Genomic DNA, 20,510 nt, shown 5'->3' on the forward strand with positions numbered 1-20,510 from the left:
AAAAAATAGACCACTCAAATTATATCATGCAGATACGAATAAGGATTAGCTTTATGATCTCTGATCATATGATTTGCCAGAAATATAAAACCGAAAATGTCCAAAGTAATTGACATCCTGTGATGAATTGTTAAACTGTAAATGTCCAATTCTTTTGACACGGGTGATACGGTTGAAAAACAAAATCAAAGAAATCCGCAAAAAGCTGGGGCTCACTCAAGAGCAACTTGCCAAGGCTTGCGGAGTGGCGAGACAAACAATCAATTGCATCGAAAATGATAAATACGACCCCACGCTGGAATTGGCATTCAAATTATCCAAAGTTTTAAAGGTAAAGGTGGATGAGTTATTTATCTATGAGTAAATTTCACGCAGGTTATACCATTACCATGAAAGACATTGTAAGAGAAGGCCATCCGATCCTTCGCAAACGCACGCGGGAAGTGAACGTGCCTTTGTCCAAAGAGGATCAAGAAACATTGATCTGTATGATGAACTTCTTGAAAAACAGCCAAGACCCCGTGTTGTCCAAAAAGTATCAACTGCGGGCAGGTGTCGGCTTGTCCGCCAATCAAATCGGCTTGAACAAACGCATGTTTACGGCTTACTTCGCGGATGAGGAAGGGACGGAACACGAATATGCCCTCGTCAATCCAAAGATCATCAGCCATTCCATTATGATGGTGTATTTGCCGCAAGGGGAAGGCTGCCTCTCCGTCGACCGGGATGTAAAGGGCTTTGTCCCCCGTTACGAATGGGTCAAGGTCAAAGCATTTAATTTAGAAGGCAAAGAAGTCACCTTGAAATTGAAAGGTTATGCTTCCATTGTCATTCAACATGAGATCGATCACCTGAACGGAATCATGTTTTATGATCGAATCAATAAAGAAAACCCTTTTCAAGTGCCGGACGACTGCCGGAGCCTTTTTTAACATCTGTTCAAAAAGAAATTGCCGGTTGAAGTGTTTCAACCGGCAATTTTTTATCGGATTTCTTCAAAACGACCGTAACCCACAGCCGTCTTGGCCCCGGCCCCGGTCCAACTCATCGCTTCTTTCAACCAATGAACCACTTTGTCCACGTCTTTTATGTTTTTTTCCTCACGGGGAGCAACCGCAAAGAGAAATGGCTGATTTTCGTCCACGGCCAAAAAAGGAATGGGAATGGGGTTCTCCCATTCTCTCGGAGAAATATTTCCCGGATCCGTGTAGTATTTTGAAAAGTGTGGGGTCATCACATCTTCCACCAACTGGATTGGAGTTGCCGGAATGGCATCAAAAAAGATGACACTTCCTGCTTGGCGGTTATTTTCGTTTTGTTCCGAACCAGTCCGGTCACTCCCAAAGATCTGTTGAATATCTTTTGGATCATTCTCCTCATAAAACTCCGCCCAAGTCCGGACAACACCTTTGACCGAAGAACCCGGAAAATAGGGAACCCCCAGTGCGGTCTCCCATACTTTATCGGCACATTTGTCATTGACAACTGATACAAATAGTGAAGAATGATGATCCAGGATGGTATGGCTTTGTTCATCGTTCGGATCATGGTTCACCACGAAATTATTCCAGCATCTTGTTAAATTCTCTTCCCAATCTTCAAGTGATTTGGCGTTATGTAAAATCGGGAAATCATTATCGATCATGGATTGAAGCTTTTCACAATTTTTCGCTTCCCATTTTTCCAAAGCAATCGTCCCGTATCCGCGACGGACTTTTGCTCCCACACCTCCAAAATGGCCGAGCAGCCAAATGCTGGCCAGAAGTCCCCGCCAATCTGGATCCGGTTTTTTACCTTGTTTTAAATGAGGTCGTAAAAGAAATTCGATTTCAAAACTTTTATCCTTATAAAAATCTGAGTTTCCTTTTCCCTTGGTTTTTTCTATAAACCGCATCAAAAAAGCCGATTGTCCGGCTTTTCCATTGGCACCGCCAAACAGATACTCTTCTTGAGTGATCCCGAGTGGTTTCGCCTTTTTCTTATAATGCGGATTGGCAGCCCGGTACCAATACCGAAGCTCTCCTTTAATGGAGTCATCACACGAAACCTGGCTGTAATCCTGGGATGCTTCATGTGCTCAGCCCTCCTTTTTTTCAGGGAGTGCATGGATATATGTAAAGATATGGCCTAATAAGGTCACTGAGGAGTTGGAAGGGGTAAACCATCCATATTTGTTAAGTGATTTTATATCATCATTTGAAATCTTTTTTTTCGGATCATCAGTATAAACAATAATCGGAATATCCGATTTCTCTTTAGTAAGTAATTGAGTTACTTCTCTGATTCTTAAATCATCACTTTGATTTTCATTGTTGTAATAGAAAACAAGTATATCAATATCTCTCAATCTATTTTTAATTTCCCCTTTAGGAAATTGTTCTGGATTTTCCCCTAATGAAATATATTCAGGTTTCCTTACCCCACGTTTAGTCATCGCAGGATCCAGATATTTTTTCATATTTTTCAAGTCTTCCTCTGAGCCGAGCACCATCACCTTCACTTCTTTATATCGCCGTTCGTTTTGTATTAACCGCTCTAAATCATCCACTCTTTGGTTTAATTTATTTTCTTGCACAAATTGATTCCATTTCTTATTGAGTTCTGTTTCTATTTCTAATCGTTGCTTCTCAAATTTTTTAATAGCAGTTTCCTTTAATTCTGCAAAAGCTTGTTCCATTTTCTGACGTAAATTTTTGGGAAATGTATAAATTTCAGTACCAATAGCAAAGCTTAAAACTCCTCCCATAAGAGATAAAAACATAAAAACCTTATCCCATTCTCTTTCTACAAACGCACGGTAATCGTCCATGTCCTTATCTGCTGATTTTTTAAATTCCTTGATCTGCTCTTTTAAAAAGTTGTACTCATCATTTTTGGTTTTCAGCTTTTCGACTTAGAGCGAAGGCTTTCCACTTCTTTTCTTAACGCTTCCACATCCTGAGATTCTTGAGCTTGTCCTTCTGCCGGAATCAGGAAAACTCCGGAAAGCATCAGGACTGTCAGTAAAAGCAGAAAGTGTTTTCGCATCTTTCTCCTCCTCTCACATCGACAAAAATTTTGTTTTATTATAATAAAACATAAACATTTAAAAATTATCCAACGCTTTTTGTAAAAAACCCTCTTTTCTTTACAAATCAGTCAAAATCAAAATGAATTTGATAAAATTAAATTCCTTCTCTTTAGCGAAAAAAGCCGGATTTCATCGTTTATAAGCTTGTTGCCACTTTGCAACCACATAAATATTTCACAACATCCGATTTGTCACTGTTTCAAATCCTCACATAAAAATTAATAAACCAAAAAGATACCAGATCGATGTCATTCCCCGCAAGAATTTGAAGAATACGGAGAAAAAATGGTTAAATCCTTTTGGATCAAGAATCATAGCAATCGAATTTTGATGAAAATTTTTGTATATATTATATTTTCATAATATAATCGTTTTATGGCTTACGGGAATCAAAAAGAAGGGGGAAGTCCAATGAAAATCCAAGGCAACGCCACTTTTAACAGCTCCAAAAGCCAAGTCAATATTGCCAGTGATCAGGCAACCATTCACGCCTCTTATTCCCAATCATCCCAAGAAGACCTCATGGAAAAATTATGGATCGCTCTTCAAAAGTTGCACGAAGCATTGGTAAACGTGCCCAACCCTGACAAAGAACTGGTAAAACTGAGTGCCACGACGGAGGACCTCTTGGAAGAAATGAAAAACGATGAAGTCTCCAAGAGCAAACTGACACGCTTCCGGGAAAAAATTGAAAACATCCATCCAGAGCTTCAATTGGGTTCCACTTTGCTTGCAGCCATCAGCACCGCCAGTGATGTAATTCAAACGATCACAAATACATAGAAAGAGTGATGAACATGGAGAAAATCAATACCAAAGAATTAAAGGATTATTTGTATTGTCCGGAATACTGGTTCAAACGAAAGACGGATAATGAATATCAATGGAATATTGATATATCTGCTCAACGAAGGCGATATGAAAAACGAAAAAAGCGTTATGAGCATTATCAAAAGCTAAAAAAGGACCTCTTTTACGCCAAGAAAAGAGCAAAGACGAAAAAGCGTAAACGTCACACCAAAAAGAAAAGACCAAATGAGCCAATCATTTTCCTAGGTTCCTTACTCCTGGCTATGTTGGTCCTCAAATCGTATGTGTTATATATCTTTCTGACCGGATTAGTAATCGGGGTGCTCTGGTGGCTCCATAAGAACTGGAAACAGTGGACGGTCCGCATCCTGGAGAAACAATTGGATCCATACCGGCTGCTTTTGAAAGAATTAAAAATCAACCCTTCATTGGTTCTCTATGATTTTTCATCAAAACCTCCCCTTGGTACCAAACTGGAGGTGACTTATGAAGGAAACAAATTTTATATCCACTTGGATCGTTCCAATGATAAAATCCCCGGCTATCTCCGGTACAGCAAAAAAAGTGATCTCATTGAATTGGCCGCCCAAATGAAAATCTTCCATTCACATTTTTTCACAGATCACATCATCGGCCAAATTAAATATCAAAACGAAACCAAAACAATTCTTTGGAAAAAAGAAAAAAAGCTGACGAAAAAAATGAACACTTTATTAAGTGGAGTCAATGAGATTGTTCATCAAGTGGAAGGCGGCCTGCACAAAAACTCAAAACCTTTGCCCTTTCGCTGTGCGCAATGCCCCATTCAGTCCGAATGTCAATCCTGCACTATCTATCCAAAAGCCAGAACCTCTCCGAATGAAGCAGTGGAAAAAACTTATGAACAATTCGTCGAAACTGCCTCCAAATTGCTTTCCACCTCCAAAAAACACTGGCAAAACGATGCAAAAGAACTGTTCAACGTCATCCAATCCTCTGCGTCCATTCAAAAAATAATCCAAAAGCACTGCACTTCCAGTCGTTCCTTTGACATCGAAGAGTTAATTGAAACAGCCGCGTTCCACAAAACCCGATTATTTAACACCACATTAAGCAAAAAAGACGAATTGTCCTTAGCTTACCAACTGCTCCAATATATTGCTTATAAAGGGCGCAGCTTCAAGCAAAAAACCATGGAAGATTTGGCGGGGGCTTATGGTTTCACCAAATGGTACGATCACCGAACCCACAGTGATCAAACCATCCGCTCCTTTTTCAACACCGTCATGAACCGGTTGATCCAAACCATTGAATCTGAATTGCAAAAGCAAATTCCCAAAGAAAAAATGGAACAAGTCATTTTCAACCTGAACCGAAGCCACCTGAATATGCCTCGGATCTTGCAACCATTCGTGCAAAAATGCGTGTGGATGATGACTTTAGAGATGAAGAGGAAGAAGATGCAGATAAAAAGGATGGAGAAATGGAAATCTCGACGAAAAAGCAGTTTGCAAACCATCTGCGTTAAATAACAGACCTCCGTCTTGTTCAGACGGAGGTTTTGCACTAAAATAAAGAAACAATTTGTCAATTCATTATTTTTTCATAAAGGAGCAAAAATTATGCTTTCAACCAATCGAATTTATATCAGAAAGTTAGAACTTTCCGATGCCGAAGCGTTGTATGAATTGAGAACCCGCAATCTGAAATATTTCCAGCCGTTTGAACCCATCCGGCCCGACGCTTATTACACGTTGGAAGGGCAAAAAGAAAAAATCGAAAAAAACCTTCGGAAGTGGGAAAACGACTCGGGATACAGTTTCGGTATTTTCCTGGCCTCCACGGATCAATTGATCGGCCAAGTCAATCTGAGCCATATTGTTCGCGCAGCTTTTCAAAATGCCACCATCGGTTATTTGATGGATCATTCGATGCAAAGAAAAGGATATACAACAGAAGCCGTCACTTTGGCTTTGGACTTCGCTTTCAACCAAGCCGGTTTACATCGCGTTGAAGCCGCGATCATGCCTCGAAACACCGCTTCCATCCGGGTGGTCGAAAAAGTGGGCTTTCTTTATGTCGGTCTCTCCAAATACTATTTACAAATCAACGGTGTCTGGGAAGACCATCACATCTATGCCATCACGCAGGAAACGTGGCAGGAGAAATCATTGAATAACTAAATGCTGAAAACAATGACCGCAAATCGTTTATTTCCTTTCCTTTAAATAGCGGACCGGAACATGATCTGTCAACCAAACCCCATTGGCAGAACGAAAAAAGACATATCCTTCCTCATGCATCTCCTTTGCCAGAACAACCAAAATGACAGGTTTTCCGTGTCTGCTTCCCACCTTACGGGCTGTATCCGGATCCCCGGACAAATGCACATGATGCCGTTTTCCTTTCACCAGCCCCTTTTGACGGATGGAATGAAGAAAACGTTCAGGCGTTCCATGATACAACCGTTCGGGCGGTTGCACCGGCTTGAGATTTAAATCCACCACGATGGAATGCCCTTGATTCGCCCGGATCTTTTGTCCGTCTTCACTAAAAGCAAAACGCCGCTTCTCATTCGTCGCCACAATCCGCTCCAACACCGTCCGATCCATCGGAACCCCATGGTTGCGGCATGCCATCAAAAGCTGCTCCACATCCACCCATCCATTTTGATCCAACTCAAGACCGATCATCTCCGGCTTATGACGTAAAACTTTGCTCAGAAACTTACTCAGACGGACATCTGATTTTAACAAAACCATCAAGCTCCTTTGAACGAAAAATGACAAGTTGAATATAAACAATTTTACGAGCTGGGACAATCCTAAAAAAGAACCCGACAGATATATTGGAAAGCCTCCGTCTTGTACGAGTAGTTTTTCAAACAAAAAATTGAACGATTTAGCTTTAATGATTAGAAAATAATCAAATAAAAAAAGGTTTGGGTATAGAATCCAAACCAAAAACAATAAATCATTTCAAGCTATTAGACTGAATTCAATCAAGATATAATTTATAAAATTTTCTCTTAAGAATATCAAACCGTTTCCTCATTTTACTCTCAAACCATTCAGCTGAAATTAAATCCTTTCCAGAACTATCTTTTTCAAAACAAATCTCATGAGGAGAAATAAATAATTGACCTTCTAAATCCTTTAATTCTTTCGCTGCTTTTTCATAAGATAACTCATTTTTATTAACTAAATCTGTATAATACTCAATGAACGTTTTATTCTTTTTCTTTTTATTCAATTGATCACTAATAAGCGCAAAATTGGCTACACAACGAATCGGCAAATCATCAGAGCACTTTCTTAATCTCTCCAATGGAAAGATATGATCATACTCAAAAGTTAACTTTGAATGTTGATGAAAAGTCATAGTTTTAGTATATAAAAAGTTTAAAAACAATTTCTCTGGCGGATTTATTTTGCGTCTATTTTTCTCTTTCTTATCTAATTGCTGTTGTTCCCACTCCTTAAATAGAAAATCCCAAGATTCTTTCCCGATTGGTTTTAGGTATTTTGAATGTTTATCAATGTTCCAATTATCCCCCTCACCAAATACTATTTGCTTAACTTTTCGGTCAGTTGCCCCCCTCCATTCTCTGCTAATAATGTCATATAAATAATGGAGAGGCAATGTTTTTTCAAGATTTTTCTTTATTTCTATCCAATTCTCCTTTTTTTCTAAATCCTGATCATACATCAAGCAAAAAACTGTCCCTATTATTGAAATAATTTGATGATCTGTGTGAAATACAGTAACCGGCAATTTTTCTTTTGAATTTGCTTTAAAAGCAATATAAGGCTCGAGAATTTCATAAGTAACATCAACAGATTCTAATAAAGCTTTTTCGAATTTACATTGATCTTTATTTAAATATTTTTTCTCTAAATTTTTCATCTGATCAAATGATAAACCACAGCATATGCTGACTAGCATAAAAGAAATTGCTTCTTCTGTATCAATCTTTTTCTCATCTAGCCGCCCAAATAATAAAGGATAATTTTTTTTCAAAAGCTTACCAAGACCAAACAAGTACTCAAATAAGTTAAAATCTGCATTATCAATATTATCAGGGTCATAATCTTTTATTTCAAAACCATCTTCAATTGCTTTATCATATTTTCTTTTTATCATGCTTATTATTTCAGCATTATGTATTTTAAAAGTTTTATTCCAAACCGCAGAATAAATTTGATATTTATTTAATTTAGTCCCTTTTGAATTAATTAATTCAAAAATCTCGGGCAGATTTTCTTCATCTCCATAATAAACTAAAACAGGGATACTGACCTCATTAATATTTGATTCTTCCTTAACAGCATCAGTGAATTCAGCCAAACACTTCCGAATATTTCTGAAAGCGGTTTTGTCAAGCTCATTATTAAAAAAATGCTCATCCAAATATTCAGCTAAGTCAGAGGCAGAAAAACCATCACTTTCATCAAAACTTTTTTGTTCAATAACCCACTTATAAATATAATCTTTTAAAATTACTACTAAATCATCTTCTGAGTTATTTTTTGATGTATTATTATCAACATAACTTAAAATCTTTTTACATAATGTATCATCAATATTTGACCTTGGAAAATATTTAGTAGGTTGTTCATAATAATCTTTGATCGTCGATGACCTTTGGAGCCCATCAATCAATGAAAAGATATCGTCTTTGTCTTCTTGCTTATATAATAATAATGTTCCAAAAGGGTATCCTTTTTTCAAAGACTCAATAAACTCAATTTTATTTTTCTCCTTCCAAACCAAATTTCGTTGAAACTTCGGTAATTCAATAGTTATTTTTTTTTTGGTAATCGATTCATTCAACGCTTCCACAATATCTTTAACGGTATAACTCTCCAGTTTAGTGTAACTTTTTATTTTAGCCACATTATCACCCTTTTCTAACACAATCAATTTTTTAAAATTTTTCATCCGCTTGGTAGAGTGATTGAGGTAATCCTTCTAACCTTACATCTAATTTTAATGAACTTTCTACTTTTTTAGATGCATTATGTATTCTCAAAGAAATGCTCCATCCTTGATCCATAGCAATAATAGCTTTGTTTGTCGAATTATCTACAAAATCAATATAATAAAATTTAGTAGGCAACTTTAATTTAGAAATTTTAATCTGTGGTTCTATTCTAGATGCATCTTGATTCAAAGTGCCTGTTAAATTAAAACCCTGAACTTTTAATACCTTTTTATTTCTATTAACTATTGTTTTATAGAAATCATGCCTACCTAAAAAATACTTTAGCAGTCTTCTCGGTATTTCTCCAGGGTACAATAAATCAAGCCTTTTTAACTCATTTATTAGTGCCTGCAAAATAGGTTTATAATAACTTAGATCTTTTTTATCTATTTGATCCCATTTCACCCCTTTCCTTCTTAACTCACCTAGTTCATAAAAAATAGGTCGAATTTCACTAAAATATTCATTTGTTGACTGAAATCCAAACCATGACTTTCCCACATCTATCAATCCTGATAATCTGGAGTGTTTGACTGCATCATGATTATGCTTACAACTTATACCTATGCACCAATTATCCTCGTTTCTTTGCACCAATACATCCCTTACATCTCCTGCCTTGCCTTTAGCATCTTTTTGGATGGATAAAGTTAATGGACCATTGCCTGTAAGTAAATTGGGCTCTAGACGCGTTATCATTTTCACCCCTACATCGGCTGCCGAAAAAAGTTCTGCTTGATGCTTCCCATCTAATGAATAAAAAGCTTTTTCGGCATTATAATACGATTCAGATTTTAATGTTATAATATTTTGATCGCTTGAGAACTCTTTATTAAACATTATTAGAAACGCATATTCTAGAGCTTTCCCATTAACAACCTGGTTGCTTGACATTTTTATACAGTCACCTTCTTGTTTTTTTTCTCTTTTTCTTTTATTGCATCAGACAAAACAGAATATAAGTTTTCACCAATTACCTTAGCCATTTCACAAGGAACAGCATTTCCTATTTGCCGGTACTTGGATGTCAAATCTCCAGCAAAATCCATCCCTTCCGGAAATGTCTGAATCAAGGCTGCTTCTATCCAACTAAACCTTCTAGTTTTGCCTTCTCCAAACTTCCATAAGTCTTTATCTACTTTTATCATATCGGGTGAAGAAGGATGCAAAGTTACTTGTTTAGCCATAGCTGGAATAGTGTATGAAACATCATCCCATCCTCTTTTTCGGTTTCTTGACATATAACGGGAGCTAAATGGGGCTTGGCATACATCTTTTGGATCAGGTTCTGGCAAATGCCCTATTGCTTCAGCAAGAGTTACACGACCTGTTGGTGCAGGAAAATTAAATCCATTATCGATATCTTTACGCAAACCAATTAAAATAACACGGTATCGATCTTGTGGCACTTTATAATCTGCTGCATTTAATAGTTGGTAATAAATGTTATATCCCTTACTTTCAAAATCGTTAATTATTGCTTCTAAAATTGATCCATTTCCTAAAGTCAATATACCTTTGACATTCTCTCCGATAAAAGCATAAGGTTTTTTAGCTTCAACAATTCTAACAAATTCACGATACAAAATATTCCTTGAATCATTTAATTTACGCGGACCAGCTAGAGAAAAACCTTGGCAAGGAAACCCTCCAGTTACAATATCTGCTTCCGGAATATCATCAGTGTGGACTTTGGTTATATCTCCACAGTGGACATAAGCCTCTGAATTCCACATCTTAAATGTTTCACAAGCATCTTTATCTATATCATTAGCATAAATTGTTTTAAACCCAGCTGCATGCAATCCTATATCTAATCCACCTGCACCAGCAAACAATGATACAACTGTTAATTTCTTCACTTCAACATCCTCCATTTTATTATATCTTATCCAAAAAAATTTGTGTTATATTTTTAATTTTTTTTAGCCCTAGCAATAAATTTAGTTATATCGTCTACTACTTTGCTTAAATCAGTTTTAATCTCATGTTCCCATATTCTCATTAGATTCCAACCTTGTGAAATATAGTATTCATTAACTTTTCTATCCCTGTTTTTATTTTTTTGAAGTTTGACTGTCCAGTAGTTGAAATTGCTTTTAGGAATATGCCCGTGATCTGGGCAAAAATGCCAAAAGCACGAATCAATGAAAATTACAACCTTATATTTTTTTATTGCAATATCAGGATTTCCATACAGGCTTTTAACATTTCTTCTAAATCTGATTCCTCTTCTCCATAATTCCTTACATATAATATCTTCAAGCTTAGATACTGACCGAATTGATTTCATGATTTTGGATCTATCCTCTTTTGAAACCCTATCAGCCATAAAATCACCTTGAAAATATAAACCAATTTGATACCTATTAATATAGATTAACATAAATCTTTGTAATAGGCATTGTTACTATGGAGATATGTTTTTAAATACTTCATTTTTTAATTTTTATTTCTATATATAATAACTGCTTTAACACCACTAAATTGACAGCAATGGATCATTAAACAAATAAATAATATTTCTTATCAGCCAGTATTACAAAAAGAGAGAAATATTTTCCTGCCTTTTTTTACATAAAAGACCAACGCTTAAATTAATATTAATGTTTGGTCAAATCTCTATGTATGATGCCCGAATCCACTATTTAAAATCTCACTAAGGATACAATGAATCATCTTTGTAAAAAACAGTAAGATAAACCATTTTCAGTTTAACAAATGAAGTAAAAGCAAGTAAACCCAGACTTTTTTCAGAGGTTCACAAACTGACTTTAATTATTTTGATGCTAAATCTAATTAAAAACAATTTAAAATAGTATAGATATTGTCTTTATATAGATAAAACCCAAATAATTCATTGAAAATCTTTTTTACAAGAGAGAACCCATTTTCTCCCGAAATCCTCCACAATAATGAGAAAACAAAACAAAAACAGCATGAGAAGGACCAAACCGCCGGAAATGAAAACCCATCGCCTTTGATTCTGTTTTACAACCCTTTTACCGGGGAGTAAGATGATTTCAATCTGAATAAATCTCTTCATAAAAATCGCTGAATCCCATGATGGGAGCGGGGGAACCACCTATTCCGGGGTGAATCCCGGGCAAACCGTTTGTCCGGGTAGGGTGACTCTCAACACCCGAATCCGTCAGCTAACCTCGCAAGCGTTCTGAGAGGAGGAGTGACATCGTGCTGAAGCCACGGTTTCTTTTGTGGTGCAAAAAAAGCCGCAGGAAGTCTTCCTTCTTGCGGCTTTTTGTATAAGGCAAGGTGGTCATCAATATATTTCCTTAAAAAACAAAGTGATTCCAAGATCCCATGAGACCCGTTAACGTATTTTTGAAAAAGGAAGTGAATGACTTTGAATTATGTTTTGCGTTTTGAGGAAATGGATCGCCACAGCTTGCCGATGGCCGGGGGAAAAGGAGCCAATCTGGGAGAATTGGCCAAAGCCGGATTTCCGGTGCCCCCTGGGTTTTGCATCACCACCGGCGCTTACCGCCGGATCATGGATGAACAAGATGAGCTCAAAAACTGGTTGGATCGCTTGAATGAGCTGAAACCCGATCAGTTGGACGCCATTCGTTCAATCGGACAAAAAGTGCGGGAATTTTTTGAGTCCCTGGAATTTCCCGCTTCAATAAAATCTGAAATCATCGGGGCTTGGACGGAATTGGGAACCGGGCATGCCTATGCCGTCCGCTCCAGCGCAACGGCTGAAGACTTGCCCCATGCCTCTTTTGCCGGCCAGCAGGAAACTTACTTAAACGTCAAGGGAGAAGAACCGCTTTTAAAGGCCGTCAAAAAATGCTGGGCCTCCCTTTTTACCGACCGGGCCATTGTCTACCGCCTCAAAAACGGTTTTGATCATCACTCCGTTTCCTTGGCCGTCGTCGTCCAACGGATGGTATTTCCGGACGTGTCAGGCATCCTGTTTACCGCCGACCCGGTCACGGGACACCGGCGCACGGTCTCCATCGATGCCGGTTTCGGATTGGGGGAAGCACTGGTTTCCGGGATTGTAACCGCCGATTTGTACAAAGTGCGGGACAACGAAATCATCCAAAAACAAATTGCCAAGAAAGAAAAAGGGGTTTTTCCTCTCCCGGAAGGCGGTACCGAAGTCCGGGAACTTTCTCCGGAACTTCGCCAAAAACAGGTGCTCCCGGATGAAAAAATTCTTGCCTTGGCAGCGCTGGGAAAAAAAGTGGAGAAACATTTCGGCTCGGAACAAGATATGGAATGGTGTTTGGAAGGCAATAACCTTTACCTGCTTCAGAGCCGGCCGATCACTTCCTTGTATCCGATCCCTACCCGAAAAAATGAAGGCTACCGGGTATATCTGTCCGTGGGGCACTCGCAAATGATGACCGATTATATGAAACCGCTCGGGATCTCTATGTTCCAGTCCCTCATCCCCTTTGATGATGAAACGACGCCGTTTGTGGAAACAGGGGGACGTCTTTTCTGGGATTGTTCCAGTTACTTGTTTTTAAAGCCCGTGCAGCAGAAGATCCTGCAAAGCACCCTCGCCGATGACAGCATCCTGGTGCTGAAAAAAGTGATCCAAAGTGAAGACTTCCAACGATTCACGCCAAAGCGGGGTGCATTGAAACAAGCTTTGCGTCCCATTAAAGTAATCATGAGTATCTACGGAAACATCATTCCCAGAATGATTCGGACATGGTACTTTGAAGATCCGAATCAGATTGTGAAGCGGGCCTATTCCACTTTTGAACAAGTCCTGGCCCGCTTCAAAAAGGAATTGTCCAAACACGCCGGGGCCGAACGCATCCGGTTGATCCGGGATCATACCTTGTTCAAAACCATTCCCGATCCGTTGGCCTATACCTACACCGGAGTGATCGCTCTGGCGGTGATCAAAAGGAAAATCAAAAAATGGATGGGCGAAGAGGCTTGGGATCACGCCATTGAAAAGTCTCCCCCCGGTAATATCACCAGCGAAATGGGGCTGATGATCGGGGATTTGGCGGATGCAGCCAGACGTTATCCCGACGTGGTCCGCTATCTGGAGCAAGCAGAAGACCACAATTTTTATGAAGGGCTTAACCATGTGGAAGGCGGTGCAGCTTTCCAAGCCGAACTGGACCGGTTCATGAAAAAGTTCGGGATGCGGGCACCCGGTGAGATCGACATCACCCGGGTCCGCTACAAAGAAGCGCCCGCCATGCTCATTCCGTCCATTCTCAGCCATATGAAAAACAATGCCCCCGGGGAGCACCGCGAAAAATTTAAACAAGGGGAAAAAGAAGCACAGGAAGCCATCCAGTCCTTGCTGGAAAAAGTCAAAGCAACCCGCGGCGGAGCCCGGAAAGCCAGAAAACTTTCCCGGTGGATCGCCATTTTCCGAAATACGGTGGGTATCCGGGAATTGCCCAAATATATTATGATACGCTATTTTGAGCTGTACCGGGAAGCGATTTTGGAAGAAGCGCAAAAACTGAGTGAAAAAGGTATCCTGAAACAAAAAGAGGATGTCTTTTACCTCACGCTTGACGAATTGATCCGACTGTTGGAAAACCGGTTGGCTGGGGACGAAGCTATCAGACGTATCGACAGGCGCAAAGAAGAGGAAAAAGTATACCGGAATTTCACGCCTCCCCGGATCATCACCAGCGAAGGGGAAACCTTCAATGGAGGTGTGGAAAACAAAGATGCCCCGCCGGGCGCTCTGGTGGGCATTCCGGCATCAGCCGGGGTGGTGGAAGGGTATGTCAAAGTCATCCGCCGGTTGGAAGAAGGAACATTAAACAAAGGAGAGATCCTGGTCGCTCCCTACACCGATCCTGGTTGGACCCCCTTGTTCCATTCCGCCAAAGCGCTCATCACCGAAGTCGGGGGAATGATGACCCACGGATCCGTCGTTGCCCGGGAATACGGCATCCCCGCGGTCGTCAGCGTGGAAAAGGCAACCCAAATCTTAAAAGATGGCCAATACATCCGTGTTGACGGAACCAACGGCTATGTCGAAATCCTGGAGGATAAAAAGGAATAATTTCACCAAGCCAAAGCCCGCTCCTTCTTCACCGGTGCGGGCTTCTTTACAACAATTATGCAATCAAGTCCAACAACTGTTCTCTTTTAATCTTCTTTTCACTTCCTGCCGGATAATGTTTCAGCAGGTATTCCTTTAAACACTTGGCCCACTCTTCTTGGTAGCCTTCTGTTTTTGCTATTTCTTTTGTAAATTCATCAATTATTTCATCATCAACGATTTCAATGGGTTGTGGGACAAAACAATCATCACCATACTCAAATTTATACGCCTGCCAGATGGTGTACTCCAATGCATAATTGATGCATAACCACATACCTGCCTGCTGAGAATTTTCCTCATCCACTTCATCTTCATAAAACATGGAGACTCCGCCATCTTCTTCATTTTCAAATACAAGGTAAAGATCACCGCCATCATATTTCTTCTCTTCGACCCATGCCCAGCACATATCAACGGCTTTTCGGGCATCAGCGGGACCTTTGGTTACTTGATCCAAGATTTTCTCTGTTAAACTCAATAAATAAGCCACCCGAGCCTCTTCATTGATTTGGGTGTACCAACTCATGGCACCTCTTTCACCCTTTCCCGGGAGTATGAATCTGCAAATATGCAGCTTCGGCCTCTTCATTTACCTTTTCATACTTCACCCTTGATGGATCGTTGACATGACTTTTAAACACATCGGAACGATTTTTTCATTTTTTAAGGACTCTGTGTGCTAAATCTTCCCAAATTAGTGCATCGTCAAGTTTTCCTGTTTCAAAGAAATGTTTAAAAGCTTGAATCATCGGATCATATTCCACCAACCATTCCTTGTTATAATCCGCTCCCACTCCTTGGGTTGTGATCATTTCAAATTCTTCATCTCGTGTTTGAACCTCAGGATTTGCCAAACAATATTGTATGCGATAATCAAATTCTATCGGGAAAAATGATACTGCGTACAGTCGGCGACCATCGATTTCATTTCCCCCGGTGACGGTCATGTCGCCAAAATCCGGGTTGGTTAAATATAAAGTATCAAAGTAATCACAACCCACTTGGTCCCCATCCACTTGATCCAAGTAACTTTTGATTTGTTTCCAATCCGGATTTTTAATCTTTTCTTTCCCGCCACCTGGCTTGAAAATAGTTAGTTCCCATTTACTCATTCGATCACCTGTTCAATCATACTTTACCGATAAGGCGATTTTTACGGCCTCTTCAAGTTTATTTTCAGCTACAAATTCCTCAATTCGCTTCGATTCTTCATCCCAATCCGGGCCATACGCATAAATGAAACGGGCAAATGCGATGATTACATCTTTGTCCAGAGATCCTAGCATGAATGCTTGGTGAAATAAGTCAAATGCCAAATCAACTCGCAATAAATACACAATTGCTGGATATGATTTAATAATGTCTTCGATTTCATCCTTGGATGCCGATGTTTCCAAATACCCCCTGATTTCGCCAATCATTGCCTCGCATTTTTTCTCCAACAGTGGATAATTCCTCGAATCAATGTCATATTCTTCAGATTCAGTGATTTCCAGCAGTCTTTTTAATCGGGAGTACAGACAGTTCATCTATTATTTTCCCCCATTTACAAATCCACTTGCATTTTTAACCAAGCCAAAGGCCTGCTCCGGTGAAAAAGAACAAGCCTCACTTATACTTCTATTCAATCATACATTTATACAATCAAAGCCAACAATTCTTCTCTTTTGATTTGCTCGTCACTTCCGGCTGGGTAATTTTTAAGCAAGTGCTCTTTTAAACGCCGGGACCACTCTTCTTGGTAGCCTTCTGTTTTTTTGATTTCTTCCATAAACTGAATATAGGTGGAATCGTCATTGACGGATTCGAGTTCTTGCGGACCATGATGTTCCTTGTTTTCAAATATTAATGCTTGCTTTAAGGTATAAGATACGGCAAAGAACAAACACCAATACGCCGATTCCGCTTGCAAATCATCTTGGAAGACACCGTCCAAAGTTGAAAGAACATAAAAACCCTCGTCTTCATCCGTCAGTCCATCATACATGGCATAAGAATCATGCATCTTCGCCTCAACCCATTCCCAACAAAGATTGATGGATTTTCTGATAACCGCATCCCAATCATCACCAAAATCCAATGGTTCCGATATTTTTTCTGACAACGTTAAATAATAAGCGGCTTTTGCATCCATGTTTACTTTCTGATACCATTTCCCCATCAAGATCCCCCGTCACATTGATAATTTTCAAAATCCACATTCTCCAGAAAGCCAATCTGATTTTTTCATTAAAAATTCACGTGGAAAGGATTCGGTCAAATCCATCCATGATTTCCAAAAATTCATAAACGGTTTCCCAAGTTGGATTGGAAAAAACTTTGAATTTATCTTGAATGCTTAATCCTCCATCGTCTTTATGAAATTAACTTCAACAATTCTTCTCTTTTGATTTGCTTATCACTTCTGGCAGGGTAATTTTTTAGCAAGTATTCTTTTAAATGTTCAGACCATTCTTCTTGATAACCATGAATTCGCTTTATTTTTGCCATAAAATCCATTTCTATCGATTCATCACTCACCAAGTCAAGGATTTGCGGAAGATAATCTTTCTTTTCATACTTATAAGCTTGCCACATTATGTAACAAATTGCTTCCAGAATCGTATGGAGAATGAGCATGAATTGCGGGCTTTCCGCCACTTCCTTCTCTCCTTCAATAAAAATGAGTCCGTCTTCTTCGTCATCAAACTGATAATACAGATCATCTGCACCATACTTTTTCCCTTCAACCCATTCCCAACACATATCCATCATGTTCCGAATCAATTGATGCCACGGGTAACTTCTTGTCAAAACCAATATCTTTTCCGATAAGCACAGTACATAAGCTGCTTTTGCATCCTCACTGAGATGTTCATACCAAGCGATGGCAAGTCCCGCCTTTCCAACTTTTAGAGTTCCAAACATGATACCGGTCAAGCGATCATCGGAGGGACGATGAAAGCTGGCGGAATCGTGGGAAGAGAAGTTGTTCGGAGAGTGATCCGAAAAGAATAACCACCCTTCCCTTCCAAATTTTCCGATGGGCATGCGCTAAGAAAATCAATGAAAGTGATGAACCAACCTTTTTTCATCGCATAGGCCCTGAAAAAGCGTATGGATTTTTTCTATAAGTTTCCGCTAAATTCGGATCATACAAAAAAGCGTTCATGATGGTCAACGCGTTATGAAAATTTACTTTCCCTTTTTCCATGATGAACTTTAAATCAACACCTTCAACATTGAAATTAGAGATGCTCCGATCCTTCATCCACTGATCCATCGTTTCCTGAAGCCGATCGTCCAATTTTTTCAGGTTTTCTATGATAAAGGATGTTTTCGATTCCTTAATTCCTTCTTCTTCAATCAAAACAGATTTAAGTTGATTTTCATCAAAACTCAGCAAAAGTTCTCCCTCCTGAGCTAACGTTCAAGATAATAAAATAAGAAAATCATCCAAACGATAAGTATAATTAATTATAGTTTAAAAAATCAGGAGGTAAACAAATGCTTGAATTCAATGAGAGAAAATTAATCAGAGTTTTACAAAGAGAAGGATGGCATGATCATGAAATTGAAGCGATGATATCCCTTTTAGACAAGGTGACAGATCGGCTTCAAAAGCCTTTTGATGAATGGCTGGATCATCAAGCCGTCTCTGATGAACCACTGGTTGAAGGGTTGAGTATACAAACCATCATGAAGTTGCGGAAGTGCCATTTTTTGGATGCTTTGACGATCATGGATACCTACTTGGACCACCCTGACTTGGCAAAACAATATAAAAATCTTTTTCAAAGCGCAGAAGTAAATGAATAAAGCGATCAAAGAATTGGTTTCATGATTGAACTGAAGATTGAGTAAACTTAACGCCAAAAGAAATCCGCCTGTGATTATGTACTTAAAAGAAGAGGCGGAAAAGCGGAAGTGAATAGGGATGTTTATGAAAGACTTTCTGGTCTTTGACAAGTGCTAATCTAATCAAGATAAGTCGGAAGTGAGCAGAAGGATTTGGAAAATCAACCGGACCTCATGATGAACATTGTGTTTGCCCAAAGAAGGAATTTAAGAGCAAGGTGGAACAACCCAGGCGGCGCAATCGATACAGATTCTTCCAAATTAGCAATATCAAATTTTTTTCAGATCAGTTTCAACAACTCTTCTCTTTTAATCTTCTTGCCGCTTCCGGCCGGGTAGTTTTTAAGCAAATATTCCTTTAAACGTTCGGACCATTCTTCCTGGCAGCCATCCACTTCTCTGATTTTTTCCATAAAGAGCTCGATGGATTGATCACTTTCGCTTTCCAGCATGGGGGGAAAATAATCTTGCTCTGTTTGATAAGCTTTCCATATCACATAACAAATGCCGTCAAATATGCAGAAAAACAGAGATTTTAGTGCAGGATTATCAACCACTCCCGGATAGTGCTCAATGAAAACCAGTGCATCATCTTCATCAGCAAACACGTCATAAATCTCCACCGCACTGTATTTACGATGTTCAACCCATTCCCAGCACATATCCATCACGTTCCGAATCAAGCGATGCCATGAGTAATTTCTTGTCAAAACCAACATCTTTTCCGATAAGCACAATACATAAGCCGCTTTTGCATCCTCACTGAGATGTTTATACCATGCGATGGCAAATCCCGCCTTTCCAACTTTTTAAATTCTCGAAGAAAAGTCTCACATCACTCTGATTATTTCCTTATTGGATATATAACTTATGACAGGATTCCCCTTCAAGGTGATCAAGCCAAAACGAAAAAACGCCTCTTTTTACCGGTGCAGGCCTCTTTTTATGATCAAAAAAGAATTATGAAATCAACTTCAACAATTCTTCTTTTTGGATCTTCTTGTCACTGCCTGCCGGGTGGTTTTTAAGCAGGTACTCTTTTAAACGCTCCGACCAATCTACTTGATAGCCGTTTAGCTTTTTTATCTTCCGGTTAAACTCTTCATCCATAAATTCATCATCATTGATTCCAACAGGTTGTGGAAATGCTTCCCCTTTCATTTCATACGCCTGGCGGGCAGTATATAACACAGCATCAACCGCACACGACCAAATCAGTTCTGCTTGAGGACCGTATGCATTATCACCTGCAAAAGACATTCCTTCAATATAAATCAATCCATCTTCCTCCTCATTATCTGCTGTTTCATAAAGATCATCGCCACTGTACTGTTTTTCTTCCACCCACTTCCAACACTTATCAACCGCCTCTCTGACCATCTTAAACCAATCATAGTTTTCAATCTCACTCATATGTTTTTCCACCAAAGCCAAAGCATAAGCTGCCTTTGCATCTGACCTGACATTATTTACCCATTCTATCCATTTCATTAAATATCCCTCCATTGCATTTGCATTATAAATAGAGTATGTCATTCAAGCTATTTAAAAGGTGATATGCAGTATCATTCCTCAAACCGTTGATTCATGGCAGATATCATGCTTTCTCGATGAACTTCCTTGTGATTCTCTATCGGGGAATGTGCCAAACTCTGCTTATAAAAATTCCGGTTGATCATAATCTTCCCAGATATCTTCTCCCAAGATAAAATCTGCAACGGAATGAGTTTTTAAATTCTTTCAAAATATAAAGTTTTTTATTTCGTCGC

At 39.2% G+C, this 20,510-nt stretch carries 23 protein-coding genes, 1 pseudogene and 1 riboswitch; of the genes and pseudogenes, 7 read left to right on the plus strand and 17 right to left on the minus strand.

What is annotated here, in order from left to right; genetic code table 11:
• Positions 1-172: 172 nt before the first annotated feature.
• Positions 173-364: a helix-turn-helix transcriptional regulator gene (locus FA954_RS10085; protein ID WP_037993685.1), complete on the plus strand. Its 192-nt coding sequence runs from the start codon at positions 173-175 to the stop codon at positions 362-364.
• Positions 357-932, plus strand: a complete 576-nt coding sequence (gene def, locus FA954_RS10090; RefSeq protein WP_037993687.1) for a peptide deformylase — start codon at positions 357-359, stop codon at positions 930-932. Before FA954_RS10085 ends, def begins: the two co-directional genes overlap by 8 nt.
• A 50-nt stretch (positions 933-982) precedes the next feature.
• Here def and cmr6 read toward each other — a convergent pair whose 3' ends face one another.
• The 4 genes and pseudogenes from cmr6 to FA954_RS13720 all read right to left on the minus strand — a co-directional run bounded on the left by cmr6 (position 983) and on the right by FA954_RS13720 (position 3,027).
• On the minus strand, positions 983-1,726 hold the full coding sequence (gene cmr6 / locus FA954_RS10095) for a type III-B CRISPR module RAMP protein Cmr6 (RefSeq protein ID WP_175413194.1): 744 nt from the start codon (positions 1,724-1,726) through the stop codon (positions 983-985).
• Positions 1,727-1,750: 24 nt separating this feature from the next.
• A pseudogene (locus FA954_RS14115) lies at positions 1,751-2,029 on the minus strand (hypothetical protein); the annotation flags it as partial.
• Between the two features lie 48 nt (positions 2,030-2,077).
• The gene (locus tag FA954_RS10100; RefSeq protein WP_062842919.1) at positions 2,078-2,809 is read right to left on the minus strand and encodes a hypothetical protein; all 732 of its coding nucleotides are present in this window, start codon (positions 2,807-2,809) and stop codon (positions 2,078-2,080) included.
• 71 nt (positions 2,810-2,880) lie between these two features.
• On the minus strand, positions 2,881-3,027 hold the full coding sequence (locus FA954_RS13720; protein WP_156097706.1) for a hypothetical protein: 147 nt from the start codon (positions 3,025-3,027) through the stop codon (positions 2,881-2,883).
• Positions 3,028-3,481: 454 nt separating this feature from the next.
• Between FA954_RS13720 and FA954_RS10105 the strand changes: the two genes are divergently transcribed.
• The 3 genes from FA954_RS10105 to FA954_RS10115 all read left to right on the plus strand — a co-directional run bounded on the left by FA954_RS10105 (position 3,482) and on the right by FA954_RS10115 (position 6,042).
• Positions 3,482-3,853 carry a hypothetical protein gene (locus FA954_RS10105; RefSeq protein ID WP_037993692.1) on the plus strand — a complete coding sequence of 124 codons (372 nt, stop codon included), beginning with the start codon at positions 3,482-3,484 and terminating at the stop codon, positions 3,851-3,853.
• A gap of 347 nt (positions 3,854-4,200) precedes the next feature.
• Positions 4,201-5,391 (plus strand): hypothetical protein, encoded by a 1,191-nt coding sequence (locus FA954_RS10110; RefSeq protein WP_138615069.1) that lies wholly within the window; start codon positions 4,201-4,203, stop codon positions 5,389-5,391.
• Positions 5,392-5,481: 90 nt separating this feature from the next.
• Positions 5,482-6,042, plus strand: coding sequence for a GNAT family N-acetyltransferase (locus FA954_RS10115; protein ID WP_170151211.1), 561 nt, complete (start codon positions 5,482-5,484; stop codon positions 6,040-6,042).
• A 27-nt stretch (positions 6,043-6,069) separates the two neighbouring features.
• Here FA954_RS10115 and FA954_RS10120 read toward each other — a convergent pair whose 3' ends face one another.
• The 5 genes from FA954_RS10120 to FA954_RS10140 form a co-directional block, all read right to left on the minus strand.
• Complete coding sequence (locus tag FA954_RS10120) at positions 6,070-6,615, minus strand: RNA 2'-phosphotransferase (RefSeq protein ID WP_369792429.1); 546 nt, start codon at positions 6,613-6,615, stop codon at positions 6,070-6,072.
• Between the two features lie 241 nt (positions 6,616-6,856).
• On the minus strand, positions 6,857-8,755 hold the full coding sequence (locus FA954_RS10125; RefSeq protein WP_175413195.1) for a DUF262 domain-containing protein: 1,899 nt from the start codon (positions 8,753-8,755) through the stop codon (positions 6,857-6,859).
• A 31-nt stretch (positions 8,756-8,786) separates the two neighbouring features.
• On the minus strand, positions 8,787-9,737 hold the full coding sequence (locus tag FA954_RS10130; protein ID WP_037993705.1) for a HaeIII family restriction endonuclease: 951 nt from the start codon (positions 9,735-9,737) through the stop codon (positions 8,787-8,789).
• Positions 9,738-9,739: 2 nt separating this feature from the next.
• Complete coding sequence (locus FA954_RS10135; protein WP_231564561.1) at positions 9,740-10,705, minus strand: DNA cytosine methyltransferase; 966 nt, start codon at positions 10,703-10,705, stop codon at positions 9,740-9,742.
• 53 nt (positions 10,706-10,758) lie between these two features.
• Positions 10,759-11,175, minus strand: a complete 417-nt coding sequence (locus FA954_RS10140) for a very short patch repair endonuclease (RefSeq protein ID WP_138615071.1) — start codon at positions 11,173-11,175, stop codon at positions 10,759-10,761.
• A 710-nt stretch (positions 11,176-11,885) separates the two neighbouring features.
• Positions 11,886-12,027: riboswitch (cyclic di-AMP (ydaO/yuaA leader) on the plus strand.
• Between the two features lie 174 nt (positions 12,028-12,201).
• Here FA954_RS10140 and FA954_RS10145 point away from each other — a divergent pair.
• Positions 12,202-14,862, plus strand: a complete 2,661-nt coding sequence (locus FA954_RS10145; protein ID WP_037993715.1) for a phosphoenolpyruvate synthase — start codon at positions 12,202-12,204, stop codon at positions 14,860-14,862.
• A 55-nt stretch (positions 14,863-14,917) separates the two neighbouring features.
• Here the strand turns inward: FA954_RS10145 and FA954_RS10150 are convergent, their stop codons facing one another.
• From FA954_RS10150 to FA954_RS10175, 6 genes are all read right to left on the minus strand, one after another.
• Positions 14,918-15,430, minus strand: a complete 513-nt coding sequence (locus FA954_RS10150; protein ID WP_037993716.1) for an Imm6 family immunity protein — start codon at positions 15,428-15,430, stop codon at positions 14,918-14,920.
• Between the two features lie 130 nt (positions 15,431-15,560).
• Positions 15,561-16,016 carry a hypothetical protein gene (locus FA954_RS10155; protein WP_037993717.1) on the minus strand — a complete coding sequence of 152 codons (456 nt, stop codon included), beginning with the start codon at positions 16,014-16,016 and terminating at the stop codon, positions 15,561-15,563.
• 12 nt (positions 16,017-16,028) lie between these two features.
• Positions 16,029-16,433 carry a hypothetical protein gene (locus FA954_RS10160; protein ID WP_037993720.1) on the minus strand — a complete coding sequence of 135 codons (405 nt, stop codon included), beginning with the start codon at positions 16,431-16,433 and terminating at the stop codon, positions 16,029-16,031.
• Between the two features lie 107 nt (positions 16,434-16,540).
• Positions 16,541-17,065 (minus strand): Imm6 family immunity protein, encoded by a 525-nt coding sequence (locus FA954_RS10165; RefSeq protein ID WP_037993721.1) that lies wholly within the window; start codon positions 17,063-17,065, stop codon positions 16,541-16,543.
• 194 nt (positions 17,066-17,259) lie between these two features.
• On the minus strand, positions 17,260-17,823 hold the full coding sequence (locus FA954_RS10170; protein WP_175413196.1) for an Imm6 family immunity protein: 564 nt from the start codon (positions 17,821-17,823) through the stop codon (positions 17,260-17,262).
• 151 nt (positions 17,824-17,974) lie between these two features.
• Positions 17,975-18,289 (minus strand): hypothetical protein, encoded by a 315-nt coding sequence (locus FA954_RS10175; protein WP_138615072.1) that lies wholly within the window; start codon positions 18,287-18,289, stop codon positions 17,975-17,977.
• A 101-nt stretch (positions 18,290-18,390) separates the two neighbouring features.
• Here FA954_RS10175 and FA954_RS10180 point away from each other — a divergent pair, with 101 nt between their 5' ends.
• Positions 18,391-18,702 carry a hypothetical protein gene (locus FA954_RS10180; protein WP_037993727.1) on the plus strand — a complete coding sequence of 104 codons (312 nt, stop codon included), beginning with the start codon at positions 18,391-18,393 and terminating at the stop codon, positions 18,700-18,702.
• 320 nt (positions 18,703-19,022) lie between these two features.
• On the opposite strand, the gene FA954_RS10185 is transcribed toward FA954_RS10180, so the two are convergent.
• Positions 19,023-19,451, minus strand: coding sequence for an Imm6 family immunity protein (locus tag FA954_RS10185; RefSeq protein WP_231564563.1), 429 nt, complete (start codon positions 19,449-19,451; stop codon positions 19,023-19,025).
• Between the two features lie 250 nt (positions 19,452-19,701).
• Entirely contained in the window at positions 19,702-20,232 is a 531-nt protein-coding gene (locus tag FA954_RS10190) for an Imm6 family immunity protein (RefSeq protein WP_037993731.1), read from the minus strand.
• Positions 20,233-20,510: the final 278 nt, after the last annotated feature.

It is taken from the genome of Thermoactinomyces vulgaris, assembly GCF_005886755.1.
GTDB lineage: Bacteria > Bacillota > Bacilli > Thermoactinomycetales > Thermoactinomycetaceae > Thermoactinomyces > Thermoactinomyces vulgaris.

Excerpts from the sequence above, each read along its gene's own strand:
- def (WP_037993687.1), top strand. The coding sequence starts at position 357 with ATGAGTAAATTTCACGCAGGTTATACCATTACCATGAAAGACATTGTA.
- FA954_RS10100 (WP_062842919.1), bottom strand. The coding sequence starts at position 2,809 with ATGGACGATTACCGTGCGTTTGTAGAAAGAGAATGGGATAAGGTTTTT.
- FA954_RS13720 (WP_156097706.1), bottom strand. The coding sequence starts at position 3,027 with ATGCGAAAACACTTTCTGCTTTTACTGACAGTCCTGATGCTTTCCGGA.
- FA954_RS10105 (WP_037993692.1), top strand. The coding sequence starts at position 3,482 with ATGAAAATCCAAGGCAACGCCACTTTTAACAGCTCCAAAAGCCAAGTC.
- FA954_RS10115 (WP_170151211.1), top strand. The coding sequence starts at position 5,482 with ATGCTTTCAACCAATCGAATTTATATCAGAAAGTTAGAACTTTCCGAT.
- FA954_RS10130 (WP_037993705.1), bottom strand. The coding sequence starts at position 9,737 with ATGTCAAGCAACCAGGTTGTTAATGGGAAAGCTCTAGAATATGCGTTT.
- FA954_RS10140 (WP_138615071.1), bottom strand. The coding sequence starts at position 11,175 with ATGGCTGATAGGGTTTCAAAAGAGGATAGATCCAAAATCATGAAATCA.
- FA954_RS10145 (WP_037993715.1), top strand. The coding sequence starts at position 12,202 with ATGACTTTGAATTATGTTTTGCGTTTTGAGGAAATGGATCGCCACAGC.
- FA954_RS10150 (WP_037993716.1), bottom strand. The coding sequence starts at position 15,430 with ATGAGTTGGTACACCCAAATCAATGAAGAGGCTCGGGTGGCTTATTTA.
- FA954_RS10155 (WP_037993717.1), bottom strand. The coding sequence starts at position 16,016 with ATGAGTAAATGGGAACTAACTATTTTCAAGCCAGGTGGCGGGAAAGAA.
- FA954_RS10160 (WP_037993720.1), bottom strand. The coding sequence starts at position 16,433 with ATGAACTGTCTGTACTCCCGATTAAAAAGACTGCTGGAAATCACTGAA.
- FA954_RS10165 (WP_037993721.1), bottom strand. The coding sequence starts at position 17,065 with ATGGGGAAATGGTATCAGAAAGTAAACATGGATGCAAAAGCCGCTTAT.
- FA954_RS10180 (WP_037993727.1), top strand. The coding sequence starts at position 18,391 with ATGCTTGAATTCAATGAGAGAAAATTAATCAGAGTTTTACAAAGAGAA.
- FA954_RS10190 (WP_037993731.1), bottom strand. The coding sequence starts at position 20,232 with ATGAAATGGATAGAATGGGTAAATAATGTCAGGTCAGATGCAAAGGCA.